This window comes from Amnimonas aquatica (assembly GCF_002943415.1).
Lineage (GTDB): Bacteria > Pseudomonadota > Gammaproteobacteria > Pseudomonadales > Moraxellaceae > Perlucidibaca > Perlucidibaca aquatica_A.
Genome location: NZ_PTQZ01000247.1, coordinates 1 through 2,428, shown reverse-complemented (window position 1 = coordinate 2,428; position 2,428 = coordinate 1). Strand labels below are relative to the sequence as shown.

Here is a 2,428-nt window from a genome sequence, read left to right as displayed (position 1 = left end):
CACGCAGCCCGACCAGCCGCTGCGCAACACCTACTGGAAGCTGCTGGCCCTCGAAGGGCAGCCGGTCGGACCGGCCGATTTCCAGCGCGAGCCGCACATCGTGTTCGCGCAGGATGAAGGTCGCGTGCATGGCAGCGGCGGCTGCAACGGCTTCTTCGGCGGCTTCGAGCAGCCCGCCGACGGCCGCCTGAAGATGAACCGCATGGCCAGTACCATGATGGCCTGCATGCAGGGCATGGCGCTGGAGCATCGCTTCCTGCGCACGCTGGAGCGGGTCGACGGCTATCGCATCAGCGCCGGCACGCTGACCCTGCTGGCCGCCGACGGCAGCGAGCTGGCGCGGCTGGAGGCGGTGGCCCTGCGCTGATCTGTCGGGTGGCTGATCTGTCACCGCGGGAATTCCTTTTCCGCTTGCCTGCGGGCTAGACTGCCGGGCAATGACGACCGCGGGCCTGCTGCCCGCGGTCGCGATCCGACCTGGCGCGGCCCTCCGGCGCCGCCTGTCGCGAGCCCCCGGCAAGAGGAGCAGTTCCATGCAGTGGCAGACCCGCATCACCCGGCTTCTGGGCATCGAGCACCCGTTCATCTGCTCGGGCATGACCTATGTTTCCAATGCCGCCCTGGCGGCGGCGGTCAGCAATGCCGGCGGCCTGGGCCTGATCCAGATCGGTCACCTGACGCCGGAGCAGGCCCGTGCCGAGATCCGTCGCGCCCGCGAGCTCACCGACAAGCCCTTCGGTGTCGGCCTGGCGCTGATCATGCCCGGCGCCACCGAGAACGCCGAGGTGGCGCTGCAGGAGCAGGTCCCGGTCATCAACTTCTCGCTCGGCAAGGGCGACTGGCTGTGCCGGCGCGCGCACGCCTACGGCGGCAAGGTGATCGCCACCGTGGTCACCGAGCGCCACGCGGTGGCGGCCGAGCGCGATGGCGCCGACGCCCTGATCGTCACCGGCCACGAGGCCGCCGCCCATGGTGGCGATGTCACCTCGCTGGTGCTGGTGCCGGCGGTGCGCCGGGTCTGTGCGCTGCCGGTCATCGCCGCCGGCGGCTTCGCCAACGGTGCCGGCCTGGTGTCGGCGCTGGCGCTGGGCGCCGACGCCGTGGCCATGGGCACGCGCTGGGCCATGACCCGGGAAAGCCCGGTGCACGACAAAACCCGCGAGCTGATCGCCGCCAAGCACGTCGACGAGACCCTTTACACGCGCAACTTCGACGGTATGCCCTGCCGCATCATGGACACGCCGACCGCCGCCGCGGTCACCCGCCGGCCGCTGACGCTGTGGCGCGCGCTGTGGCAGTCCTGGCTGCTCATGCGCGAGCAGAAGACGCCGCTGTTCGCGGTCTGGCGCAGCCTGCGCGAGCAGGGCTTCAAGGCCATGCTGCAGCTCAGTTTCTTCGGCGCGGCAGTGGAGCGCATCCGCCTCGCCATCGAGGATGGCGACCACGAGCGCGGCGTCCAGCTCATCGGCCAGGCCCAGGGCCTGATCGATGATGTGCCCTCGGTCGCGGAGCTCATGCAGCGCCTGCTGAGCGAGGCCGATGCGGCGCTGGCGGCGGTCGCCGGCCAGCAGCAGTCCGGCCTTGCGCCGGCGGCTTCCGTCACCCTCGCGGGTCCGGCGGCGGATGCGCCGAGGGTGCATGCCGGCTGAGCCCTGTGGCATGCTGTGCGCCTTCGCGACGATGCGCTGAACGATTCCGGAGGAGGGCAGGCATGCAGCTTTACGAGGCCATAGAGGGGCGCCGCTCGGTGTCGCAACTGGGGCTGCCGGTGCCTGGCCACGATGTGCTGGCGCGCGTGTTCGCCGCCGCCGGACGGGCGCCGGATCATCGCGTGCTGCGTCCCTGGCGCTATCTGGTGATCGAGGGCGATGCCGCGCTGCGCCGGCTCGGCGACCTGTTCCTGGCCGGCATGCGTTCCGTCGACCCCGAGCGTGCCGAGCGCGATGCCGTCAAGCTGCAGAACATGCCGTTGCGCGCACCCATGATCATCGTCGCCGTGCTGAGGCTGCAGGATCACCCGGGCGTTCCGGCCTGGGAGCAGTGGCTGAGCCTCGGCGCCTCGGTGCAGAACCTGCTGCTGGCGCTGCATGGCGAGGGCTACGCGGCTATGTGGCGCACCGGCGATGTCACCGGACTGGACCAGGTGCGNTGACCGCGGCCATGCGGCTGGCGGTCGTCGGCTGGGATGGCTCCAGCCTGATCCTGTCGGCGCCGCTGTCGCCGAACATCAATGACAAAGGCACGGCTTTCGCCGGCTCGCTTGCCACGCTGGCCACGGTCACCGGCTGGGCGCTGCTGACGCTCTGGACGCGGGCGCAGGTGGGGCCCTGCCAGGTCGCCGTCTACCACTCCGAGCTGCGCTACCGGCGTCCGGTCGAGGCCGGTTTCGAGGCGGTGGCGCAGCTGCCGGACGCGCTCGCACTGGAGA

4 protein-coding genes are annotated in these 2,428 nt (G+C 71.1%); all 4 read left to right on the top strand.

The window, feature by feature from the left end:
- Window positions 1–367, top strand: a 367-nt coding sequence (locus C5O18_RS08615; protein ID WP_146089307.1) for an META domain-containing protein, incomplete at its 5' end; no start/stop codon positions are given.
- 166 nt (window positions 368–533) lie between these two features.
- Window positions 534–1,649, top strand: a complete 1,116-nt coding sequence (locus C5O18_RS08610) for an NAD(P)H-dependent flavin oxidoreductase (RefSeq protein ID WP_105193155.1) — start codon at window positions 534–536, stop codon at window positions 1,647–1,649.
- Between the two features lie 62 nt (window positions 1,650–1,711).
- On the top strand, window positions 1,712–2,152 hold the full coding sequence (locus C5O18_RS08605) for a nitroreductase family protein (protein ID WP_105193153.1): 441 nt from the start codon (window positions 1,712–1,714) through the stop codon (window positions 2,150–2,152).
- Window positions 2,153–2,160: 8 nt separating this feature from the next.
- Window positions 2,161–2,428 (top strand): YiiD C-terminal domain-containing protein (locus tag C5O18_RS08600; protein ID WP_206389816.1); only part of this gene is annotated, 268 nt, incomplete at its 3' end.